Genomic DNA, 18,594 nt, shown 5'->3' with positions numbered 1-18,594 from the left:
TCCGTTCAAGTGAACCATGGCCCCACTCCGGCTCTTTTGCCTGGGGTGATAACGGCGTAAATTATCAGTGTAAGACGAACCTCCGGGCCTGAGCAAGAGTTGGGAACCGGATTGGGGCTGTCCTGGGTTCAACCTTAATCTTCTCGCCACAATGCAATGGACATGCGACATATTGGCATCATCACCAAACGATCCGAGCCTCGTGCCCTGGAGGCCACCCGACTGCTTGCCGAATGGCTGGTGGAACGGGAACGCACCGTGACCGTGGTGAATGAAATCGCCTCGGCAGCGTCGATACCAGAGGGGTGCGCCGCACGACGGTCACAAGAGCGTCTTCCGGAAGGACAGGATCTGGTGGTGGTGATCGGCGGAGATGGCACGTTCATCGCGGCGGCCAGAGCCGTGGAAGAGGTGGATGTGCCATTGATGGGGGTCAACATGGGACGGCTGGGATTTCTCACCGATACCTCCCGGGATAGCATGTTGGCGGCCATGGAGCGGGTGTTGGCCGGAGAGTATCGCATCGAAGAACGGATGCGTCTGTCGGTGCAGGTGGTGCGTGACGGCAGGATTCCGTTGATCTGTCGGGTTCTCAACGATGTGGTGGTCCACAAGGGGGAGTTGGCCCGCATGATGGAGTTCGACGTGGCCATGGACGATCAATTCGTTTTTTCCAGCCGGGCCGATGGCCTGATCGTCGCGACTCCCACCGGTTCCACGGCCTATGCCTTGTCGGCGGGAGGCCCTATCGTGCATCCGGCCTTGAACGCCATTCTGCTGGTGCCGATCTGCCCCCACACCCTGACCAACCGCCCCATCGTGGTGCCGGGAACCGGTACCGTGCGGATCACCGTGACCGCCAATGGGGTGGACCGTCTGTTGACCCTGGATGGTCAGGCGGGTTTTCCCTTGACCGACGGCGATCAGATCCTGGTGCGTCGTTCCAGCCACACGTTGCGGGTGATGCATGCGCCGGATCGCAATCATTATACGGTGTTGCGGGAAAAATTGCGGTGGGGGGAGTAGGGCTTGCCGGACTGGCTGGATGTTCCCGGTCCGTCGGATGACGGGTTGAGACCCACTACGACCCGTTGGAAGGTCCGTTCCGAGGCTGCTCCGATCCCCGTTCCGAGGCCCGTCGTTTTGACAGGCGGGTTGAACGGAGGGGTTGTTCGTTGGCTTTCCCCAGCAGGGTGACAAACGGCTCCACCCGACATTCGGTGCCATGGGCCTGGATCCGTCCTGCCGACGGGGTACGGGTCGGCGGAATGGGCGAGGGGTTCCCTATCGGCTCCACGGGCCGCGTTGCGGTGGAGAGGATGTCGAAGAGGGTAGTCATAATGGAATAATTATGCATTTTGTATGCCATATTGCAAGAATGATCTTTTTTGTCATGGCACGGTTATTGATTGGGCCTGGATATTGGTCTGTTTGACATCTCCTTTGGCATCGCTTCGGCAGGGGCGAAACACCATGAAAATCGTGACTTGTCTTGGGGTTGGCGTTGGAGTGATCGGTTTTTTCTTCTCCTCGTGGACCTGGGGGGAGTCCCGTTTTTTCCCTTCTCTCGGGGAGTTGACGCAGCGTTCCGACGCCAAAGGGGCAAATGTTTCCACACCTCCCGAACCCGCGATTGGATCCCGCAGCGAAGTGTCTTCATCCTTGAAGTTGCAAGAGGGGGTTGCGCTGACCGGATGGATCGATTCCGAGGATCGATCCGCGGCCCGGTCCTGTACTCCCCAGAGCGAACCGGATAAAAACAACAAGTACATGATCGGCCTCCGCATGTCCTGGTAGGGATGCGAGGCCTGGACCAGCAGGGGTTCCGATCGGGGTTTCCCACGCTCACGGGGTGGCCGGGTGGTCCATCAGGTGGGGGCTTGGTCAGGAGAGCGGCCCGTTTTTCTTGTCGTGTGACCAGTGTGTCGCGACAGGGAAAACGGGCCGTTTTGTATGGCGGATCCGAGGATGGCCTTATCGGGTGTGTGTGGCCATGGCTCTGAGAGCCTCGGGCTTGCAGCACTCTGTGAGTTGCACGTAGACCTTGTCCACAATGGCCAGTAGGCGGCGCAGTTCGGATTCCGCCAGTCGATGCAGGGCGGCCATCTGTTCCAGCAACGCCAGTTCCGTGTCGCTCAGGCGGCCCAGAATCCGTTTGAATTCGTTTTCGGTCAATCCCAGTTGTTCGATTTTGCTCATGGTCTCATGGATGCGTTGTCTCATTGGAGGCTCCGAGGCGGATGGTTCATGGCCTGTGTTAAAAGATTCGGGTGGTGCGGGGGGCACCGTTGAACGAAGATAAGCAAGAAGCAGACCATCCGCGATGTGGGGCGTTGGCAGTCTATGGCGGGCTTGAATCAAATGACACCTTATCGATCTTATCGGCGGCTTGTTCCTTTGAGATGAGTTGAAAATCATCCTGGGATGAAATTTTCTTCGCATGGGCTGCGATGGGGGCGTTGTGGGGTGGTGTGGGCCGGTTGCCGAATCTGGCGGGGGGAGGTGGGCGGTTGTTGCGGTGTTAATTTGTTGAAAATGAAGAAAATATTTTTTTACAAAACAAGGTAAAAATTAAACCTTATCGGTATTATCGGTTGAACCTGATTTGGACTTGAGAGAAAAGAAATACTATGCATTATACTGAAAAAATCAACCAACCTGGAAGAAATCAACCCTGTCAAGTTGATTTCTTCTGATAAAATTGTCGAAGATGTGCATTTTTTACTTAAGATCGTCTTGTTCTGTGTCGATGATGATGGCAACAGGAACGGGACCGGGGTGGGAGTGGTCTGAAGAAATCAACTCGCCCCGTGCGCATCTTTGATCTATTATGTCGTATCAGCTTTCATGGGAGTCTTGTGTCATGACCATTTCCATCAATACCAATATCGCCGCGTTGCTGGCCGCCCGTAGCGTGCAGTCCTCCAGCAGTGCGTTGAGTCAGAACATTCAGAGATTGTCCAGCGGGTTGAAAATCAATTCGGCCAAGGACGATGTTGGGGGATTGGCTGTGGCCACCCGGATGATGACCCAGATCCGCAGTTTGAACGTGGTCAAACAGAATGCCAATGAGGGGGTGTCGGTGACCGATCTGGCCTACACCGCTTTGGAAGAGACCACCAATGCCATCCAGAGCATCCGGGACATCGCCGTGGAAGCCCGCAGCGACAGTCGGTCGAGTTCCGACCGGGAGGCGTTGCAACTGACCGTTTCCGAGTTGCTCTCCGAGATCCAAAGAATCGCCACCGCGACCGAATACAACAACATGACCCTGCTGGATGGCGACTTTACCAACAAGTCGTTCCAGATTGGACCCAATGCCGGTGAGGTCATCACGATCACCATCGCCACCGCCAGTCTGGCGGGATTGGCCATGGGCACCAATGGCGTATCGGTGAATGTCAGCACCGCCGCATCCGCCAGCCACACCATCGACATCGCCGACAGCGCCTTGGATGCGGTCAATACCATCCGCGCGCAACTGAGCGGCATCCAGAGACGGTTCGAGTCGATCTACAACACCTCGACCGCCACCGCCGACGCTTATACCACCGCCCGTTCCGGCATCATGGATACCGATGTGGCCATGGAAACCACCTATATGGCTCAGAACTCCATTATCCAGCAGGCAGGCATTTCGGTTCTGGCGCAGGCCAATCTGCAACCACAAATGTTATTGAAACTTCTGGAACGATAAGGGGAGCGTCGCATCCGTGCCGGGGCAGGCGGCTCCGGCACGGATGGATTCAATCGGCAGAGGGAACGGCGAGGGGATCCTGGGCGCGGACGCGGGCCAAAGCCTCTTCGGCTTCGTTTTCTTGGGCCTCGATGGTCAGGGAAAGCTCTTCCCATTGGGTCATGGCGGCGTGCAGTTTGCTTTCCAGTTGACCCAGGCGGGCCACGTTGGTTTTCAGGGTGTCCCGGGAGTCGCTGGCATAGGCGTCGGGTGCGGCCAGGATGGCTTGCAACTGCTCCCGTTCCGCTTCCAGGGTGGAAATGGAGTGTTCCACCCGATTGAGTCGCTGGCGGGTTTGTTGGGTCTCCTGGCGCAACCGGTCCCGGATCTGGGCCGTGAGACGTCGGATCTCTTTGGGATCCCGGGGGGATGGGGAGGTGGTCGGGGTGGCTGTGGAGGGCGAAGGGGTGGGGCCGGAGGAGTCCTCCCGCACCGCCTGCTCCAGATAACTTTCCAGGGTGCCTTCCCAGGACACCACATTTTTGTTGGCCACCACCCAGAGACCATCACAACTGGCTTCCATCAGATCCCGGTCGTGGGTGACCAGGATCACGGCCCCCGGATAGTCGCTCAACGCCTCTTCCAGGGCGGCGCGGGCCGCCATGTCCAGATGGTTGGCCGGTTCGTCCAGCAATAGCAGGTTGGCCCCGGAAAGAAACAGATGGGCCAGGGCCAACCGGACCCGTTCGCCTCCAGACAGATCCGCCACCCGGGTTTTCACCGCCTCTCCGGTAAAAAGCAATCCCCCCAGAAGCGCCCGCAACGCGGTGTCGCCAAAATGTTCCGGAGCCGCCGAGGCGGCGGATTCCAGCACGGTTTGACCGGGTTGCAGGGTCTCCAGGGCGTGTTGGGCAAAACGGGCCACCCGTACCCGTTCGCCGATGGCCACACTGCCGGAGTCGGGTTGCAGATCCCCGGCGATCAGTTTCAGCAAGGTGCTTTTGCCCGCGCCGTTGATGCCCACCAGTCCGGTTTTCTGACCCCTTTTGAGTTCCAGGTTGACCTCGGAAAGGATGGTTTTGCCCTCGTAGCTTTTGGAGAGGCGTTTGGTCTTGATCACCTCCTGGGCGCAGGTGGGTGGCGTGGGAAAACGGATCCGGGGGGGGCGACCCGATGGGGCGGATTGGGGAACCGGTTCCATCCGTTCCAGGGCCTTGACCCGGCTTTGCACCTGTTTGGCCTTGGTGGCCTTGGCGCGAAACCGGCGGATGAAACACTCCAGTTCCTCCCGCTTGCGACTCAGGACCGCCGCGGTTTTTTCCTGGCTTTGCAGATTGGCGGCTTTTTGTTCCAGCCAGGCGTCGAACGGCCCGGAGTAGCGGGTGAGCCGTCCGTTTTCCAGCTCCACCGTGACGTTGGTGGTGCGGTTGAGAAAGGATCGGTCGTGGGAGACGATGATCAACGCCTGGGCACCGGCGTTTTTCTTCAAATGGCCCTCCAGCCAGGCGGCGGACTCCAGATCCAGATGGTTGGTGGGTTCGTCCAGCAACAGCAGATCGGGTTGGGAAAAGAGCAGTCGGGCCAACTGGGAGCGCATGCGCCATCCCCCCGAAAAGGTGCTCAAGGGCCGTTCCAGGTCGTCGGAGGCGAAACCCAGTCCCGTGAGAATGGTCGCGGCCCGTCCTTCCGCGGAATAGGCGTTGATGGTGGTCAGACGCAGATCGATTTCCCCCATGCGGGCCACCTGGGCGTCGTGATGAGGGTCGGGCACGTTGGACAGCAGACGGGTTTCGATGGCCGTCCGTTCCTGGCGCAAGGCGGTCAGTTCCGCGTCGCCGGCCAGGGTTTCGGCCATCAGGGTCTGTCCGCTGTCGCGAATCTCCTGGCGCAGCAGTCCGGCCCTGGCCCCGCCCCGCAATAAAATCGCACCTGCGTCGCTGTCCACCTCCCCCAGAATCATGCGCAACAGCGTGGTCTTTCCCGAACCGTTGGCACCGATCAGACCCACCCGTTCACCGGGATGAATCATCAGTTCCGCCTGGTCCAAAAGACGTTTCCCTCCAAGGTTTTTGCTTATTTTATCAAGTGTCAACACCAGTCCGGTCCCTGTTGGACAAAAGTTGCGGATTCATTTTTTTGTTCTGTACAGGTTATATCATTTATGGGATGCTTGAATCCTCTCTACCACAGCGAAGCTACACTGCTCGATCTTCATAAAAGTCCAGTCAAGATCGTTTCCGACAAGGCGTGCGTGTGCCAGACTCTTTTTGGCATGCCTTGAGGCGCGGATGCAAGGGTGAGTCGTTCCGGGGGGGGAATGGGGGATGAAAATCGATCGATGGATACGGCAACGGTATCCCATGGTCCGATCCGCTGCCGAGCGGCTCGTTGCGGCCAAGGAGATGTCGGAACACGGTTTCGTGGTGGTATTCCGGCAGGAGGGATTCGCCGGCATCCTGACCACCGCGGACGTGAAGGCTGGGCGCGGCTTGGCGGCGGGACCACCGGTCCATCCGGGGGAGGAGGTGGAGGCGGTCCTGGAACGGATGACCCAAAATCAACGTCCGGTGTTGCCCGTCCATGAAGGCGACCGGTTTGTCGGGGTGGTGATTCGCACCGACCTGGAAAATCATACCCTTGCTGCCGTCGGGAACGCTCCCCAATCCCGCAGCAAGGGTGGCAGGTCCAAGGGCCACCACGGGGCTGCCCCCGAGCCGGAACCACACCATCGGGATCTTCTGGCTGAAGTGGAGGCGTTGCGTCGTCAGATGCAACGCCACGAACGCACCGCCCAATCCCGTCTGGCCATCAATACCCTGCTGCAAACCGCTCTGGAAGCCCTCTCCCTGGAAGAACAGCTTCACAAGGCCCTGGAAATCATACTCAACATCCCGTGGCTGGCGGTGCAGGCCCGGGGGGCGATTTTTCTGGCGGAGCCCCCCACCGGTCGGTTGATCCTGCTGGCGCAAAAGGGGCTTTCCGAGGGGTTGTTGTCCCATTGCGCGGTGGTGGAACCGGGTTATTGTCTGTGTGGTCGGTCGGCGCAGCAGGGCAGGCTCATCTTCGCGGATCGGGTCGGCCCGGATCACGAGGTGCGTTATCCGGGCATGCAGCCTCATGGCCACTATTGCGTGCCGATCATCTCCCGGGGGGTGGTGTTGGGGGTGTACAATCTGTATCTGGGGGTGGGGCATGTGCGGGCGCCGGAAGAAGAGGCCTTCCTGGAAGCGGTGGCCAACACCTTGGCGGGTCTCATCGAGCGCAAACGGGTGGAGGCGGATCTGCGTCAGGCCAAGGAGGATGCGGAAAGCGCCAATCGGGCCAAGACCGCCTTTTTGGCCAACATCAGCCATGAAATTCGTACCCCGCTGAACGCCATCGTCGGGTTTTCCCGGATTTTGCTCAAACATCAAAGCCAGATCTCCCCCCGTTTCATGCGCTACCTGGAAAACATCCGGGTCAGCGGCGACAATCTCACCGAAATCATCAGCAATGTCCTGGATCTGGCCAAGATCGAGGCGGGCAAGGTCGAACTCGACAAAGAGGACATCGACATCACCTTGCTGGTGCAAAGCCTGTATCAGGTCTCCAAGGACCGGGCGGCGGAAAAAGGGGTTTTGCTGCATTACGCCATCGATCCGGAACTGCCCAGACAGGTCCACTCGGACCGGACCCGCATCAATCAGATCCTGATGAATCTGGTGGCCAACGCCATCAAGTTCACCCCCAGGGGCAAGGAGGTCTCCATCCGGGCTGCCCGGGATGGGGGATTCATGATGTTCGTGGTGGAGGATCAGGGCATCGGCATTCCCCGGGATCGTCTCAACGCCATTTTTGAGCCTTTCGAGCAGGCCGACGGCTCCACCACCCGCCGCCATGGGGGGACCGGATTGGGTCTGTCGATTGTGCGCAGTCTGACCGGCATTCTGGAAGGGAGTGTCTCGGTGGACAGCCGGGAGGGGGAGGGATCCACCTTCCGGGTGCGTCTGCCCCTGGAGGAGGCGGCTTTGCCGGCCAGTACCGACGATGGTTGCAGCTGGCGGAATATGCGCTTCGATCCCCAGGCGCGTCTGCTGCTGGTCGAAGACAACGCCATGAACCGGGAGATGCTGTTGGCGGTGTTCGACGAGGTGGGCTTGACCGCCCTGGTGGCCGAAGACGGACGCCAGGGGGTGGAGATGGCCAAAGCCACCCGGCCCGACATTATTCTGATGGATCTGCACATGCCGGTCATGGATGGATTGACCGCCACCCGGTTGTTGCGCAAACATCCCGAAACCGCCGCCATTCCGGTGATCGGGCTGTCCGCGGACGCTTTCGTGGAGCGGGAACGGGAGGCCAGGGAGGCGGGAGTGGACGATTTTCTCACCAAGCCGGTGGATCTGGCCCGGTTGATTCCGCTGCTGGCCAATCATCTGGCCCACCATCAGGGGCAGGCCGCCCCGGCTGCCATGGGGGGGAAACGGCCTTTCCTGCCTGACGAACTGGCCGAACAGGTGCGCGCCGGCATCGTCGAGATCGCCGCCATGCCCTTGTATGAATCGGGTCGGATCATCGGCCTGTGCGACTCGTTGACCGCTTTGTGCCATGCGTATGACTCCCCTTGCGAAGGGGTGTTGACTCGCATCCGGGAGGCGGTTTTTTCCAGGAACTCGAAACGGATTCCGGGGATCGTGCGCGAAGCGGAAAAGGATTGGTCCGCGGGCATGAAAGAGACGGCGAAATGATCCGGGCTTTGAAAGGATCATGCCCCCCGGTTTTCAGCGTCTGCCGAAGAGCTTTTCCAGATCCTTGAGGTCGAGTTCCACATAGGTGGGGCGACCGTGACCACACAGGCCCGCGTGCAGGGTGGATTCGATCTGACGCAACAAGGCGTTCATCTCGTCCAGGCTTAAGTGGCGGTTGGCCCGCACCGAGCCATGACAGGCCATGGTGGCCAGCAGGGGTTCCAGACGGGCGGTCAACGCTTCGCTGGAGCCGTAACGCTCCAACTCCGTGGCCAGATCCAGCACCAGGGCGCGGGCCGGGACGTGGGCGATCATGGCCGGCAGTTCACGCACCGCGAAATCGTTGCCACCGAAAGGCTCCACCCCCACCCCCAGACTTTCCATCGCCTCCAGATGGGCCGTCACCAGCCGGGCCTCCCCGGGCGCGAAGCTCACCACCTCGGGCACCAGCAGCATTTGACGGGGCAGATTCTGCTGCAATATCGCCTTTTTCAATGCCTCGTAGACAATGCGTTCATGGGCCGCGTGTTGATCCACCAGCACCATGCCACCCGGAGTCTGGGCCAGGATGTAGGTGCCGTGCAGTTGTCCCACCGCCTCCCCCAGACAGACCGGAGCGGGTTGGGGAATGGAGATGGGTGCGTCATTGTCGTCGTGGAGGGGCGGCAGGGGGGATGCGGGGGTCTGAAGAGGATCCAGAGCCAGAGCGGAGGACGACGGCCAGGCCGATCCTTCCCGCACGCCGGTGAAAGCTGCCGGGGTCGATCCGCCGGGACGCCGATAACCGCTGTTGGTCGGATAGGGGGTTGATGGGGTGCGGGGCAGGGGGGCGGAGCGTTCCCAGTGGACCGGCTGGGAGACCGCCTCGGGCAGGCGCACGCTGTCGGGTGGGACATCATCGCTCATCCAGGCCGGGGGAGTGGGTCCGGAGGGTGGCGCGAAGGGAAGCGCGGCCCGGACCGTGCGTGCGCCCATGGAGTCCAGGGCGTTGCCCAGGGTGTTGCGCACCAAAGAGTGGATGAAATCCCGTTGGTTGAAGCGCACCTCCTCCTTGGTGGGGTGGACGTTGACATCCAATTCGTCCGGGGGCAGATCCAGAAACAAGGCGATGGCCGGATAGCTCTCCTTGGGCAGCAGATCCCGATAGGACTCCCGCACCGCGTGGGTGATGAGCTTGTCCCGCACCCAGCGTCCGTTGACGAACAGATGAATGGAGTTGGCGTTGGAGCGGTGCAGCGCGGGCAGTCCCAACCAGCCGGTCAGGGTGGCCTGATCGTGCTGGCCATCGAATTGTACGCAGTTTTCGACGAAATCCCGACCCAGCAGGGCGTTCAGTCGGGCTTCGAGATGGCGCGACTCATCGCCGGCGCGCAGATCCAGGGTTTCGCTGCCGTTGACCAGTAGTTTGAAGCCCACATCGGGACGGGCCAGGGCCAGTCGTTGCATCAGATCCGTGACGTGACCGTTCTCGGTGCGTTCCGCGCGCATGAATTTCAGGCGTGCCGGGGTGTTGAAAAACAGATGACGAATGGTGATGCGGGTGCCGGGAGCGGTCACGACGCGGCTTTCCTGCCAGTCGGCGCCACCGGTCAACCGCAGACGTACCCCATCCACCTCTTCGGCCACCCGGCTTTCCATCTCCAGATGAGATACCGACGCGATGGCCGCCAACGCCTCGCCGCGAAATCCCAACGTGCGAATGGCGAACAGATCCGCCTCGGTGGCGATTTTGGAGGTGGCGTGCCGTTCCAGGCTCAAGCGGGCCTGTTCGGCCACCATGCCGCAACCGTTGTCAACCACCTGGATCAACCGTTTCCCCCCCGCCTCGATGCGCACTTCGATGCGGGTGGCTCCGGCGTCCAGACTGTTTTCCACCAACTCCTTGACCACCGACGCGGGACGTTCCACCACCTCCCCGGCGGCGATCTGATTGGCCAGTACTTCGGGAAGACGGCGGATCAGGCGGGGAGGGGTCTGTTTGGGAGATGGGATCAATGCCATGGCTTTATTCATGAAAAGCGGTTGAAAGGGGGAAGGGATGGGATCCATGGCGGGCGGGTTCCGGGTTGCGTCCGCAGGGTTGGGGATTGTGGCGGTTTCCCCTGTGTGGCATGGGGGAAACCGCCTGCCCCGGGCAGATTGCCCACTAAGATGCCTATGGCAGCGCCTTGCGGACACTGATGGCACCCCGGATTTGTCCTTCGGAGTAGCCGGTGGCCTTGTCGTTGGGATAGTGCTGGCTCAAGGCCGCTTTGACTTCGGGCGTGAGTTGATCGGGCTGACCGTGACATCCCAGGCACACCGCCTGCACCGGAAGGGCCTTGACGTAGCGGTACTCCGAGCCGATCTGCGCCCCTTTTTCCAGCTTGGCCGGGGATTCTCCGGCGGCGGCGCGTTGGTCGAACTCCACCAGAGCCGCTTTTTCCCACTCGTCCGGAATCGCACGGGATTCGTTGCGGGTTTTCAGGCTCACCCGTTTGATTTTCCAGCCGGTCTGTTTGGAGACCTCCCCCGCGACTTTGGGCGCCATCTCTTTGCAAACCGGAATCGACCCGGCAAACCCGGATTTGCCGATCTCTTCTTGCAAGGTGGCCAGCAGCTTGGGTGGCAAGGTCATGGCCACCTTGCGGGCCTCATCCAGCAGCGCGGCCTCGTCGGCTACGGCCAGGGGAACGGCCAACGGGGCGATCAACAGCGTGGCGGCAATCCAGGTTCTTTTCATGCGAGATTCCTTTGACGGGTTGGGTGGGTGGTGGAGCAGGGGCGCATCGTGTGTGTCTCTTCGCTGGTTGCAGGGGTGTTGTGGAGGCCGATAGTGAGGCATGGACCCACCGGGCACCCCGCGCACCGGGGTTGGGCGCGGCAGTAGGTTTTGGCGTGTTCCACCAGCAGGGCGTGCATCTCTCCCAGGATGTGGGGATCCGGGGGCAGGGCGGACATGACGAGTCGTTGCAGGTCGTCGTATCCCGCCTGGTCGTCACACCAGCCCAGACGGCTGAAAATGCGGCGGGTGTAGGCGTCCACCACGAAGATCGGGCGTTGGGCCGCGTAACACAGAATCGAGTCGGCGGTCTCCTTGCCCACGCCATGCACCCCCAGCAAGGCGGCCCGCAACGGGGGGGTCTCCTGTTGGAACAGGCGGGTGTGATCGTGGTCGAATCCGGCCATGAACCCGGCCAGCGCCTTGAGCCGCCGGGTCTTGACCCGGAAATAACCCGCCGGACGGATCAACGCCCCGAGGGTTTCATCCGGGGTTTGCAGCAGTTTGGACCAGGAGTCCAGCAGTCCCGCCTCTTCCAGCCGCGCCACCGCCTGAGACGCGCCGGTCCAGGTGGTGTTTTGCACCAGCATCGCTCCCACCATCATCTCCGGCACGGTACGCGCCGGCCACCAGTGGCGGGGACCGTAGGCGTGCAGCAGGGTGTCGAACAATCTTCGCACCGCGCCGGGATGCTTTTCTTTTACCATCAGCGGGGATGGAGTTCCACCCGGTTGTTTTTGGTCTGAGCCGCCGCGTTCTTGGGGTTGACCGCCGGTTTGGTGGCGCCGAAACCCAGCACGATCAGGGATTCGGGCTTCACGCCCCGATAGATCAGATAATTCGCCACCGCCTGGGCTCGGCGTTTGTCCAATCCCGGATAGACCGACTCGCTGGCCAGATGGTCCGTATGGCCCTGAATCTCCATTTTCGCGGATCCCTGACGCAGCAGACAGGCCACCCGATCCAGTTGGGTATGGGGGGTGGGTTTGAGTTCCGATTTGCCGGCCTCGAAGGGAATGGAGAGTTTCAGAATCCAGCACCCTTTGGCATCCACCTTCACCCCCGGGGGTGTGCCCGGACAGCGGTCCAGGTAGTCCGGCACCCGGTCTTGATCCTCGTCCAGCGGACATCCCAGGGCATCCACCGCCACCCATTTGGGGGTGTTGGGACAGCGATCCCGATCATCCGCCACCCCATCCACATCCCGATCCGGCGGGCAGACGATGCCGTTGATGGTTCCCCCGGTGGGCAGACCGGCGCAGATCTCCTTGGGCTGGGGGGGGAGATCCCGGGTGGGATTCGATGCGTTTTGTTTCGGCGCGCAAATGTCTTCCGCCAGCGCCGGAACCGTGACAACCATCCACAGGATCATCAAACAACCGGAAACGATGTGATTCACGGGAATACTCCCTGATGGCGGTGGAAAGCCATCCATCTGAAATGTGAATTATCGAACCAAAACCCAGTTCATCAATCGCGCCACTTCGCTGCGTGCCAAATAGCGCCAAGCTCCCGAGGGGGTCTCTCCCAGTTCGATGCCGCCGTAGGAGATCCGGATCAGCCGGGCCACATCCATATCCACGGTGGCGAAAATGCGGCGGATGATGCGGTTGCGTCCCTCTTTCAAGGTGATGTTCAACCAACTGTTGGCCCCCACCACCCGTTCCAGCACCACTTCCAAAGGTCCGGTGGGGCCGTCGTCCAGCATCACCCCGGCCCGCAATTTCGCCAGCAGGGTGTCACCCACCCGGCCATGCACCCGTACCCGGTAAATCCGCGGCACCTCGTTGCGGGGATGGCTGAGACGATTGGCCAGATCCCCGTCGGAGGTGAACAACAGCAACCCTTCGGAGTTGTAGTCCAGCCGTCCCACGCTCACCAGTCGCGCCCCCGAGCCTTCCACCAGGGGGTAGACCGAAGGCCGACCTTCCGGATCGTGGCGGGAACAGATCACCCCGACCGGCTTGTTGAGGGCCACCACCACCCGCAACGTGCTTTTCTTGAACTCCACGGGTTGGCCATCCACCGCCACCACCGCGTCCGGGCCCACCTGCACCCCTTGTTGGGTGACGATCACGCCGTTCACGCTCACCCGACCGGCTTCGATCCAGCGTTCCCCTTCGCGGCGGGAACACAATCCCGCTTCGGCCAGCCATTTTTGTAGACGCATGGCGCTCATGAGCGCCCCTGGGTCGGTCCGAAACGGCGTGGATTCAAGGGCAGTCCCAAAGCGGACAGCACCCGTTTCATCGTGGTTTCGGCCCGCTCCATGGCCTGCTCCGCGCCTCGGGTCAACACCCCTTCGAGTTCAGCCGGATCGGATCTCAGCTCCGCGAAACGCTGGCGCACCGGATCCAGCAAGTCGATGACCGCTTCGGCGGTTTCGACCTTCAGGCGACCGTATTGATTGTGGGAAAAATGGGTCAACGCCTCCTCCATCGAAGCCCCACGGGCCGCACGCCAGATGTTGAGCAGATTGACCACGCCGGGTTGGTTGGCCTCGTCGTTGCGGATGCTCCCCAGTCCGTCGGTCACCGCTTTTTTGAATTTTTTCAAGATGGCGTCGGGTTCGTCCAGGATCATCACCTTGGCCAGATCCGCTTCGGCGCTTTTGGACATTTTCTTGAGGGGATCTTGCAGATCCTTGATGCGCGCCGCTCCGCCTCCGGTGACCAGGGGTTCCGGCACCACGAAAATCGGACCGTGCAATCCGTTGAAACGCACCGCCACATCCCGGGACAGCTCCAGGTGTTGTTTTTGGTCTTCGCCCACCGGCACCTTGTGGGTGCCATACAGCAGGATGTCGGCGGCCATCAACACCGGATAGGTGAACAGTCCCGCGTTGACGTTGTGGGCATGGCTGCGGGCCTTGTCCTTGAACTGGGTCATGCGGTCCAACTCGCCCATCATCGTGAAGGTGGACAGCAGCCAAGCCAACTCCGCATGGGCCGGGACATGGCTTTGAATGAAGATCACGCTTCTTCCCGGATCGATGCCGCAGGCCAGATAGAGAGCCGCCAGATCCAGGATCCGTTCCCGGAAGGCGGCGGGATCCTGGCGCACGGTCAGGGCGTGCAGATCCACCACGCAAAAGATGCAGGTGTGGTCGTGTTGCATGGCGGTCCACTGCCGCAATGCGCCCAGATAGTTGCCCAGGGTCAACTGACCGGTGGGTTGGGCGCCGCTGAAGACAATCGGTTGATTCATGGTTGTTTTGTTCACCAATTTTTAAAGAAGATGCCGGATCAGGCGAGTCCCGCCACCTGAAGATAGAATTGATTCAAGAGATTCATGGCCGGGATCAGGAGGTGGTTCATCATACCCGAAAAGGCCAGCACCAGCACGATCGGCATGCCGAACCGTTCCACACCCGCCAGATAGCCGTCCCAGGGATGGGGCAGCAGGGCGCCGGCCATGCGTCCGCCGTCCAAAGGTGGAATGGGCAGCAGATTGAAGACCGCCAGCAAGACATTCATCTGAATGGCCGCCACCAGCATGTTGGCCATCGGCACCATGAAATAGCTCGGCAGCAAGGTCACGGCCCGAAAGGCCAGAGCGCACAGCAAAGCCAGAAACAGGTTCATCAGCGGTCCGGCGGCGGAAACCCAGAACATGCTCACCCGGAACGACTGGCCCTTGCGGATGAAATAGCGGGGATCGATGGGCACCGGCTTGGCCCCGCCGAAGACGAACGGACTGCCGGTGGTGAGCAGCGAGGCCAGCAGCATCACGCCGGGAATGACGATGGTCCAGGCCAGATCGATATGGGGAATGGGATTGAGGGTCAGGCGTCCCATGAGTTTGGGCGTGGGGTCACCAAAATGGGTGGCCATGCGCCCGTGTGCCCATTCGTGCAGGGTGATGGCAAACAGAATGCCCGGCGCCCAGATGATGATGCTTTGCAGGATTTCGTTCACGCCAGGGACTCTCCCCCGTGAGGCTCTTCGGTCAGCACCCCTTCCACCAGATGCAGACGTCGATCCAGGTCCACGGCCAACTCCGGGTTGTGGGTCACCATCAGGCAGGCCAGCCCCCGTTTGGTATTCAAGGCGCGCAGAATGCGGAACACCTCCAACGCGGTCTTGCGGTCCAGATTGCCGGTGGGTTCATCGGCCAGCAGCAGTCCCGGATCCGTCACCAAAGCGCGGGCGATGGCCACCCGCTGCTGTTCGCCACCGGAGAGTTGTCCGGGGCGATGGTCGATCCGGTGGGCCAATCCCACCTCCTCCAGCAATACCGCCGCTTGCGCCGCCGCCTGTTTGCGGGGGGTGCGGGCGATCAGCAGGGGCATCATGACGTTTTCCAAGGCGGAAAACTCGGGCAGCAACCGGTGGGATTGATAGACAAAGCCAATGCGCCGGTTGCGAAACTCGGCGGCCCGGTTGGCCGACAACGCGAACAGATCCTCCCCATCCACGCAGACCGTTCCTTCGCTGGGCCGGTCCAGTCCGCCCATGATCTGCAACAAGGTGCTTTTGCCCGATCCGGAGACCCCCAGCAGCGCGGCCATCTCGCCACGAAACAAGGTGAACTCCACCCCCTTGAGCACCTCGACCCGTTGGGAGTCGGGGCCGAAATATTTGCGGAGGCCCTTGGCTTCCAGCAGTGGCGCGGGATTATTCATAGCGCAACGCCTCCACCGGATCGACCCGCGCCGCCCGCCAGGCCGGATAGAGGGTGGCCATCAGGGTGATCACCAGACTCATGCCCGTGATCCACAACACGTCGGAGGTCAACACCTTGGCCGGGACATGATCGATGAAATAGACCTCCCCGGAGATCAGTTGAATGCCGAAGATCTTTTCGATGGCGCGCAAGGCCCGTTCCAGGTTCAAGGAGAGCAGCAGCCCCAGTCCGGTGCCCAGCGAGGTTCCCACCACCCCGATCACCCCGCCGTTGATGATGAAAATGGCCATGATCCCCCCGGAGCGGGCGCCCATGGTTTTGAGAATGGCAATCTCCCGTCCTTTCTCCATCACCACCATGATCAGGCTGGAGATGATGTTGAACGCCGCCACCAGCACCACCAGCAGCAGAATCACGAACATGACCGCTTTTTCCATTTGCAGCGCGCGGAAGAAGTTGCGATTCATCTCCATCCAGTCTTGCACCCAGAATCCCTTGCCCAGACGTTGCCGCAGATCCTTGCCCACGGTCAGGGCGGTTTCGGGGGTGACGGTCATCACCTCGACCCCGGTGACGGTCTCTTCCATGCGCAGCAGCCGTTGGGCGTCTTCGAGCCGGATGTAGGCCAGGGCGTTGTCGTATTCGTACATGCCGGAGTCGAAGATGCCCACCACCTTGAAGCGTTTCATGCGGGGCAGGGTGCCCACGGCGGTCACCGAACCCACGGCCACCATCACGGTCACGGTGTCGTCAAGCTCCACATACAGATGCTGGGCCAATCGTTTGCCCAGGATGATGCCGAACTCCGGCATGCCCGCCAGCTTGCCTTGTTTGATGTTGGTGGCCAGGGAGGAGACCTTGGGTTCCAACTCCGGATCGATTCCCCGGAGCATCACCCCGGCGGAACGGGCCTGCACCGACACCATGGCCTGAATGGCGATGTAGGGAGCCACCGCCGTGACTCCGGGCACCTTGGCGGTCTGGTCCATCACCTTGGCATAGTTTTCCAGGTTGCCGGAGACGGAACGCACCGTCACATAACTGGTCACCCCGAGGATCTGGCGTTGCAACTCCTCGCGGAAACCGGTCATGACCGCCAACACGGTGATCAGCGCCGCCACTCCCAGGGCCACGCCCCCCATGGACAAGAAAGTGATCACGCTGATGAAAAATTCGGAACGCTTGGCCCGCAGATACCGCAAGCCGATGATCCATTCGTATCGCTCACCCCACAACATCGAAACCCGGCCCTCCCGGCGGCAAGATGGATGATGAAAATCGACTATGAGCGCAATACCGGAAACAGTATCACATCACGAATGGCCGCCGAATTGGTCAGCAGCATGGTCAACCGGTCGATGCCGATCCCTTCTCCGGCGGTGGGGGGCATGCCGTATTCCAAGGCCTGGATATAATCGGCGTCGAAGTGCATGGCCTCCAGGTCACCGCGTTCCTTGGCCGCCACCTGGGCGCGGAACCGTTCCGCCTGATCCGCCGGATCGTTCAACTCGGAGAAGGCGTTGGCGATCTCCCAGCCGCCGATGAAGAGTTCAAAGCGTTCCGCGATGTCGGGATTGTGGTCCGAGCGCCGCGACAGAGGCGACACCGAAACCGGATAATCCACCACAAACGTGGGCCGGATCAGTTGGGACTCCACCAAAGCCTCGAACAGCTCCAGTTGCCGTTTGCCCACATCCCACGCCGGATTGGACTTGACGTGGTGTTTTTGGGCCAGTTCTTCCAGGTATTCCGGATCGGTGATGCGCTCCGGATCGGCTCCGGCGTGTTGCACCAGGGTTTCGGCGGGGGTCAGGCGGGGCCAGGGAGGGGTGAAATCGATGGTGCGGCCCTGATGCTCGATCACCAGGGTGCCGTGAATCTCTTGCACCAGACCGGTGATGAGGGTTTCGGTCAACTCCATCAACTCCCGATAGTCGGCGTAGGCCTGATAGAACTCCATCATGGTGAATTCGGGATTGTGGCGGATCGACAGCCCTTCGTTGCGGAAGTTGCGATTGATCTCGAACACCTTCTCGAAACCGCCCACGATCAACCGTTTCAGATACAGTTCCGGGGCGATGCGCAGATAAAGATTCCGGTCCAAGGCGTTGTGATGGGTCACGAAAGGCCGGGCCACCGCACCGCCCGGAATCGGATGCATCATCGGGGTTTCCACTTCCAGGAATCCCCGGGCTTCCATGAAACCCCGGATCAGATGAATCAACCGGGAACGCACCCGGAACACCGCCCGCACCTCCGGGTTGACGATCAGATCCACATAGCGTTGCCGATAGCGGGCTTCCACGTCTTCCAGGCCGTGCCATTTCTCCGGGAGGGGACGCACCGCCTTGGAGAGCAGTTGAAAACGGTTCACCCGCACGGTCAGTTCACCGGTCTGGGTGCGAAACAGTCCCCCCTCCACCCCCAGGAAATCCCCCACCTCGATTTTGCGGAACACCTCCCGATAGAGTACTTCCCCCACCTCGTCGCGCTGCACCGCGATTTGCAGCTTGCCGCTGTCGTCGGTGAGGGTGGCGAAGGTGAGTTTTCCGAAGTTGCGCAGCAGCATGATCCGTCCCGCGCAGCGTACCTGGACGGCGGACAAGGCTTCGGAGTCGGTGAGATCGCCGTGTTGCTCCCGGATGCGACCCAGAGAGTCGGCGGGTTTGAAATCATTGGGATAGGGGTTGACCCCCGCTTCGATCAGCGCCGTCAGCTTGGCCTTGCGCGCTTCGACCAGGGGATTGTCGTCCTTGGACATGCTTTGTATTCCCACTCCTGAAAAACCGAACATGGCCTCCGTG

Annotated in this window: 16 protein-coding genes; 3 read left to right on the top strand and 13 right to left on the bottom strand. The window is 61.0% G+C overall.

Annotated features, from left to right (window positions below; genetic code table 11):
• The first annotated feature begins 162 nt into the window (after positions 1 to 162).
• Positions 163 to 1,026: an NAD(+)/NADH kinase gene (locus tag HQL98_09150; protein MBF0272215.1), complete on the top strand. Its 864-nt coding sequence runs from the start codon at positions 163 to 165 to the stop codon at positions 1,024 to 1,026.
• A 55-nt stretch (positions 1,027 to 1,081) separates the two neighbouring features.
• On the opposite strand, the gene HQL98_09145 is transcribed toward HQL98_09150, so the two are convergent.
• Both HQL98_09145 and HQL98_09140 read right to left on the bottom strand, forming a co-directional pair.
• On the bottom strand, positions 1,082 to 1,357 hold the full coding sequence (locus HQL98_09145) for a hypothetical protein (GenBank protein ID MBF0272214.1): 276 nt from the start codon (positions 1,355 to 1,357) through the stop codon (positions 1,082 to 1,084).
• 617 nt (positions 1,358 to 1,974) lie between these two features.
• Complete coding sequence (locus HQL98_09140; GenBank protein ID MBF0272213.1) at positions 1,975 to 2,223, bottom strand: hypothetical protein; 249 nt, start codon at positions 2,221 to 2,223, stop codon at positions 1,975 to 1,977.
• A 640-nt stretch (positions 2,224 to 2,863) separates the two neighbouring features.
• Between HQL98_09140 and HQL98_09135 the strand changes: the two genes are divergently transcribed.
• On the top strand, positions 2,864 to 3,697 hold the full coding sequence (locus HQL98_09135; GenBank protein ID MBF0272212.1) for a flagellin FliC: 834 nt from the start codon (positions 2,864 to 2,866) through the stop codon (positions 3,695 to 3,697).
• A 49-nt stretch (positions 3,698 to 3,746) separates the two neighbouring features.
• On the opposite strand, the gene HQL98_09130 is transcribed toward HQL98_09135, so the two are convergent.
• Positions 3,747 to 5,705, bottom strand: a complete 1,959-nt coding sequence (locus HQL98_09130) for an ABC-F family ATP-binding cassette domain-containing protein (protein ID MBF0272211.1) — start codon at positions 5,703 to 5,705, stop codon at positions 3,747 to 3,749.
• A 295-nt stretch (positions 5,706 to 6,000) separates the two neighbouring features.
• Here HQL98_09130 and HQL98_09125 point away from each other — a divergent pair, with 295 nt between their 5' ends.
• Positions 6,001 to 8,403: a response regulator gene (locus HQL98_09125; protein ID MBF0272210.1), complete on the top strand. Its 2,403-nt coding sequence runs from the start codon at positions 6,001 to 6,003 to the stop codon at positions 8,401 to 8,403.
• Between the two features lie 33 nt (positions 8,404 to 8,436).
• Here HQL98_09125 and mutL read toward each other — a convergent pair whose 3' ends face one another.
• From mutL to lysS, 10 genes are all read right to left on the bottom strand, one after another.
• Positions 8,437 to 10,404: a DNA mismatch repair endonuclease MutL gene (gene mutL, locus HQL98_09120; protein ID MBF0272209.1), complete on the bottom strand. Its 1,968-nt coding sequence runs from the start codon at positions 10,402 to 10,404 to the stop codon at positions 8,437 to 8,439.
• Positions 10,405 to 10,558: 154 nt separating this feature from the next.
• The gene (locus tag HQL98_09115) at positions 10,559 to 11,125 is read right to left on the bottom strand and encodes a DUF3365 domain-containing protein (protein MBF0272208.1); all 567 of its coding nucleotides are present in this window, start codon (positions 11,123 to 11,125) and stop codon (positions 10,559 to 10,561) included.
• Complete coding sequence (locus HQL98_09110) at positions 11,122 to 11,871, bottom strand: endonuclease (protein ID MBF0272207.1); 750 nt, start codon at positions 11,869 to 11,871, stop codon at positions 11,122 to 11,124. The genes HQL98_09115 and HQL98_09110 overlap by 4 nt, the downstream gene beginning before the upstream one ends.
• Positions 11,871 to 12,563 (bottom strand): OmpA family protein, encoded by a 693-nt coding sequence (locus HQL98_09105; GenBank protein MBF0272206.1) that lies wholly within the window; start codon positions 12,561 to 12,563, stop codon positions 11,871 to 11,873. The genes HQL98_09110 and HQL98_09105 overlap by 1 nt, the downstream gene beginning before the upstream one ends.
• A gap of 48 nt (positions 12,564 to 12,611) precedes the next feature.
• A complete protein-coding gene (locus HQL98_09100; protein ID MBF0272205.1) occupies positions 12,612 to 13,343 on the bottom strand; it encodes an rRNA pseudouridine synthase in 732 nt (243 codons plus the stop codon).
• The gene (gene trpS / locus HQL98_09095; protein MBF0272204.1) at positions 13,340 to 14,371 is read right to left on the bottom strand and encodes a tryptophan--tRNA ligase; all 1,032 of its coding nucleotides are present in this window, start codon (positions 14,369 to 14,371) and stop codon (positions 13,340 to 13,342) included. Before trpS ends, HQL98_09100 begins: the two co-directional genes overlap by 4 nt.
• Positions 14,372 to 14,409: 38 nt before the next feature.
• Positions 14,410 to 15,081, bottom strand: coding sequence for a site-2 protease family protein (locus HQL98_09090; GenBank protein ID MBF0272203.1), 672 nt, complete (start codon positions 15,079 to 15,081; stop codon positions 14,410 to 14,412).
• On the bottom strand, positions 15,078 to 15,788 hold the full coding sequence (locus tag HQL98_09085; GenBank protein ID MBF0272202.1) for an ABC transporter ATP-binding protein: 711 nt from the start codon (positions 15,786 to 15,788) through the stop codon (positions 15,078 to 15,080). The genes HQL98_09090 and HQL98_09085 overlap by 4 nt, the downstream gene beginning before the upstream one ends.
• Complete coding sequence (locus HQL98_09080; GenBank protein MBF0272201.1) at positions 15,781 to 17,028, bottom strand: lipoprotein-releasing ABC transporter permease subunit; 1,248 nt, start codon at positions 17,026 to 17,028, stop codon at positions 15,781 to 15,783. The genes HQL98_09085 and HQL98_09080 overlap by 8 nt, the downstream gene beginning before the upstream one ends.
• A gap of 44 nt (positions 17,029 to 17,072) precedes the next feature.
• Entirely contained in the window at positions 17,073 to 18,584 is a 1,512-nt protein-coding gene (gene lysS, locus HQL98_09075; GenBank protein ID MBF0272200.1) for a lysine--tRNA ligase, read from the bottom strand.
• Between the last annotated feature and the right edge of the window lie 10 nt (positions 18,585 to 18,594).

The organism is Magnetococcales bacterium (assembly GCA_015231755.1).
In the GTDB taxonomy this organism is placed as follows: Bacteria; Pseudomonadota; Magnetococcia; order Magnetococcales; family Magnetaquicoccaceae; genus Magnetaquiglobus.
This window is presented reverse-complemented; position numbering and strand designations above follow the sequence as displayed.

Bases quoted from the DNA above. Each gene is read 5' to 3' on its own strand.
- HQL98_09115 (MBF0272208.1), bottom strand. From the start codon at position 11,125: ATGAAAAGAACCTGGATTGCCGCCACGCTGTTGATCGCCCCGTTGGCC.
- HQL98_09110 (MBF0272207.1), bottom strand. From the start codon at position 11,871: ATGGTAAAAGAAAAGCATCCCGGCGCGGTGCGAAGATTGTTCGACACC.
- HQL98_09125 (MBF0272210.1), top strand. From the start codon at position 6,001: ATGAAAATCGATCGATGGATACGGCAACGGTATCCCATGGTCCGATCC.
- trpS (MBF0272204.1), bottom strand. From the start codon at position 14,371: ATGAATCAACCGATTGTCTTCAGCGGCGCCCAACCCACCGGTCAGTTG.
- lysS (MBF0272200.1), bottom strand. From the start codon at position 18,584: ATGTTCGGTTTTTCAGGAGTGGGAATACAAAGCATGTCCAAGGACGAC.
- HQL98_09135 (MBF0272212.1), top strand. From the start codon at position 2,864: ATGACCATTTCCATCAATACCAATATCGCCGCGTTGCTGGCCGCCCGT.
- mutL (MBF0272209.1), bottom strand. From the start codon at position 10,404: ATGGCATTGATCCCATCTCCCAAACAGACCCCTCCCCGCCTGATCCGC.
- HQL98_09080 (MBF0272201.1), bottom strand. From the start codon at position 17,028: ATGTTGTGGGGTGAGCGATACGAATGGATCATCGGCTTGCGGTATCTG.
- HQL98_09150 (MBF0272215.1), top strand. From the start codon at position 163: ATGCGACATATTGGCATCATCACCAAACGATCCGAGCCTCGTGCCCTG.
- HQL98_09100 (MBF0272205.1), bottom strand. From the start codon at position 13,343: ATGAGCGCCATGCGTCTACAAAAATGGCTGGCCGAAGCGGGATTGTGT.
- HQL98_09145 (MBF0272214.1), bottom strand. From the start codon at position 1,357: ATGCATAATTATTCCATTATGACTACCCTCTTCGACATCCTCTCCACC.
- HQL98_09085 (MBF0272202.1), bottom strand. From the start codon at position 15,788: ATGAATAATCCCGCGCCACTGCTGGAAGCCAAGGGCCTCCGCAAATAT.
- HQL98_09130 (MBF0272211.1), bottom strand. From the start codon at position 5,705: ATGATTCATCCCGGTGAACGGGTGGGTCTGATCGGTGCCAACGGTTCG.
- HQL98_09140 (MBF0272213.1), bottom strand. From the start codon at position 2,223: ATGAGACAACGCATCCATGAGACCATGAGCAAAATCGAACAACTGGGA.